Raw genomic sequence first — 3627 nt, 5'->3', positions numbered from 1 at the left:
TCTTTTTCAATTTTGCCGATTGCCTTTTTCATTTCCTCACTCACGGTTACCGCGTTGGCATCCGTTTGTTTCTGTACCTGTAATGCAATGGAGCTCACGCCATCTACGCGGGCAATACGGTCCGCATCTTTCTGGGCATCCTGTACATCGGCTACGTCTGTTAAACGCACCTGTGTGCCGTTTTCCGTTGTTTTCAGCACCAGGTTGCGGAGCTGATCTACGTTTTTGTATTTACCTGCCAAACGGATCAGGATCTGCTCATTAGCTGTTTTCACTTTACCGGTTGGAAAATCCAGGTTGGCGTTCGTGATCAGCTGACGCAGCTGCAGAATGGACAAATTAAATGCCTGCAGTTTCTTCGGATCTACGTTCACCTGTATTTCGCGTTCCTGGCCGCCAATCAGCGATACCTGCGCCACACCCGGTAAACGGGACAATAAAGGTTGCAGCTTTTTATCTACCAGGTCATAAAACTGCTTGTCGTCCATTTTAGCGGTGGCAGACAACGTCATGATCGGTAAGTCATCCAGTGAGAATTTGTTGAGAGAAGGGGGTTTCGCATCGCCCGGTAAGTCCGCCAGGATGGCGTTTACCTTACGTTGTGCATCCTGCAATGCAATATCCACATCGGCGTCGTTATTCAGCTCAACGGTAATAACAGAAAGACTTTCAGAGGATTTGGAAGTGATCTTTTTGATCTTCTCCATAGAGGCAATCGCATCTTCAATCTTTTTGGTAACACTACTTTCTACCTCGTTGGGAGAAGCTCCCGGGTAAATAGTAGCAATGGTAACAATCGGGGAACTGAACTTTGGCAACAGCTCGTAGTTCAGCGATTTATAACTCATCACGCCCAACAGGGTGAGGATGGTAAATACCACCACCACAATCGTAGGTCGTTTTATCGATACTTCAGTAATCTTCATGTTGCAAAAATTTGTTCAAACACCAGATACATTTTCCTCGCTTACTTGGCGGCGGTTTGAACCGCTACAGTGGCGCCTTCTGTCAGGTTAATCTGACCGCTGGTAATCACTACATCACCTTCGTTCAGCCCTTCCCGTACTTCTACCTGGTCGCCAATAATACGACCGGCTACCACTTTGCGTTTCTTCGCTACGTTACCTTCCATGATATATATTTCGTTGCTGTTTACACCACCAACAAAAGCGGTGCGGGCAATGAAAATAGTTTTATCCGCTTTAGGATCTACGAAGTGTGCAGTACCGTACATGCCTGCTTTCAGGTCTTTGCCCTCTACATTGCTTACTTCCATTTCCACCGGGTAGTTCAGGGAGTTGTCGCCTTTGGCAGCAATAAAGGTGATGGTACCTTCATATTTTGTTTCCGGGAAAACGTTGCTGGTAACTTCTACTTTCTGGCCGGTTTTAAGTGTTACCACCTGGCCTTCCGGTACAGATACGGCCAGTTTCAGGCGGGATACATCTACGATGTCGAACATTTTGTTACCAATAGAGAGGTAAGCTCCTTGTTCAATATATTTTTTGTTGATGATACCGGAGATAGGCGCTTTCACATACGTGTCGCTCACACGGCGGCTGGCGGCCTCGTAGCGTGTTTTAGCGATGTCGTATTGCAGGCGGGCATCGTCCATTTGTTTTTGTGTAACGCCACCTGTCTGGAAGGCGCTTTCATATCTTTCCTTATCTACTTTCAGCTGATTGAGGTTAGCTTTTGCAGACTCGAGATCTGTGCTTACGATCTGTGCATCGATATAAGCGATCGGTTGTCCCTGTCTTACTACGCTACCTTCATCTACCAATAATTTGGTAATACGTCCGGCAGTTTCTGCCAGGTAAGACAGTTCCCGAACAGGCGCAAAGTTACCGTTGGCCAGGAAGCCCTGTGAAAAATCATTGCGGGTTACTTTCTGCACCAGCACTGGGATATCGCCAATATTACTTTGTTTTACGAATTCAGTTTTGGCTTCGTTGGCTTTTTTATTAGCGTTGAGCTTCCACATGATCAGTACCACTGCACCTATTGTCACTACGCCCCAGATTATAAACTTTTTCATCTGCAAATAGTTTGATTGTTCTATCGTTGTTTTCGTTTATACGTTTAGTTTAGGAGGTCTTTCAAACCGCCTTTGCTTTTTATGATTTCCAGCTCTGCCAGTTTATACTGTAACAGGGCTTCGTTGTAGCTATTCTGTGCATCTGCCAGGGAAGTTTCTGCATTCAGCAGATCTGTTAAACCAGCCAGACCGAGTTTATAGTTATTCTGTGTAGAATAATATACTTCGTTGGCCAGGTCCATATTTTCCTTTTGTGTGCCGATGGTAGACAAATTGCTCCGCACCATCAGTTTGGCATTTTCATAATCTGCGCTGAGTGATAGTTCGGTGTCTTCCAGTTGTTTACCTAACTGACGCAGGGTAACGTTTTGCTGATTTACTTTGGAGCGACGGCCAAAACCATCGAAGATGGGTATCTTCAATGATACGCCGATGGCGGCAGCGCCGAACCAGCTGGTAGAGTTGGATGGATCTTTGGAAAAAGCGTATTGCTGACTCATCCCGTTGTAGGAATATCTTCCAAACAATGACAGTGATGGATAATATTCTGCGAGATAAGCTTTCTTTTGAAACAGTTGTAATTCTTCCTGCTTCTTCAGTAATTTATATTCAGTTCTGTTGGACAGGTTCATATCATCGTACTGTAATACGCCGGAGGCCTTGTTTTCAATATCCTTCAGAGAAGCTGGAGGCAGCAAAAACATGGTTTGCAGCGGCATACCCATTACCCGTTTCAGGTTATTGGTTTGCGTAGCATACTGGTTCAACAGTTGCGTACGTTGCGTAAGGTTGTTGGTGAGATTCACTTTGATACGGTCCAGGTCAATTTTCTTGGCGAGGCCATTATCAAACTGTGACTTAGTAGCGCTTACCAGTTGCGTCAATTTCTCAATATTGCTATTGATTGTAATCACTTTTTCCTGTGTTACGAGCAACTGATAATAAAGCTGAGATACGTTATAGATCACGTTTTCAACAGACTGCTCTGTTTGGATTTTATAATATTCTTCTCCTGCTTGCGCTGCTTTCAGACCGGTAAATACTGCCTTGTTAAAGATTTGTTGGTTCAGTTCTGCGCCAACAGTGGCGTTGTATTTAACACCAAAAGCTACCAGGATAGAACTATCAGGTGGTTTACCAAATACAGCGCCCGGAATAAGTGATTTCTGCAGCATCAGGTTATCTGTGTAAGAGGCATTACCATTCAGCTGTGGCAAAGCCTGGGAGCGGACTTCCTGGGTTTTATACTTACCCATTTCTTCGTCCATTCTGGTTTTAGCCAATTGCTTATTATTACTTAATGCAAACTTCAATGCTTCCTGTAAGGTCAGCTGCGTTTGGGCATAGCCGTTATACACCCCTATCCCCAGGAGGAGGACAAGCGTCAACTTTAATCGCTTCATAAATTAAATCAGTTAGCGTAGTACTTTATTCTTCTTCTTTTATTTGTAGATACTGGTTGGCCAGTTTATGTCCCTTGATCGTGGCAATTCCCAACACAAAATGGGCGGTTACCTGTTCCATTACCGCGTGCATTTCAAACTGATCTGCCGGGTATTGTATCGGATCAAATGCTGCATCCAGCTGCA

The 3627-nt window shown here is 44.7% G+C and carries 3 protein-coding genes; all 3 read right to left on the bottom strand.

The features are described 5' to 3' along the window. Positions 1-926, bottom strand: a 926-nt coding sequence (locus VIP81_RS13930) for an efflux RND transporter permease subunit (RefSeq protein ID WP_331961579.1), incomplete at its 3' end; no start/stop codon positions are given. A gap of 41 nt (positions 927-967) precedes the next feature. After that, positions 968-2038 (bottom strand): efflux RND transporter periplasmic adaptor subunit, encoded by a 1071-nt coding sequence (locus VIP81_RS13925; RefSeq protein ID WP_331961576.1) that lies wholly within the window; start codon positions 2036-2038, stop codon positions 968-970. Between the two features lie 44 nt (positions 2039-2082). Further along, positions 2083-3441, bottom strand: a complete 1359-nt coding sequence (locus VIP81_RS13920; protein WP_331961573.1) for a TolC family protein — start codon at positions 3439-3441, stop codon at positions 2083-2085. Positions 3442-3627: the final 186 nt, after the last annotated feature.

Origin of the sequence: Chitinophaga sp. (assembly GCF_036566945.1) — a bacterium.
Classification (GTDB): Bacteria; Bacteroidota; Bacteroidia; order Chitinophagales; family Chitinophagaceae; genus Chitinophaga.
Note: the sequence above shows the minus strand (reverse complement) of the source record. Positions and strands in the feature narration are given on the sequence as shown.

Coding starts and splice junctions, on each gene's coding strand:
- VIP81_RS13925 (WP_331961576.1), bottom strand. CDS start 2,038: ATGAAAAAGTTTATAATCTGGGGCGTAGTGACAATAGGTGCAGTGGTA.
- VIP81_RS13920 (WP_331961573.1), bottom strand. CDS start 3,441: ATGAAGCGATTAAAGTTGACGCTTGTCCTCCTCCTGGGGATAGGGGTG.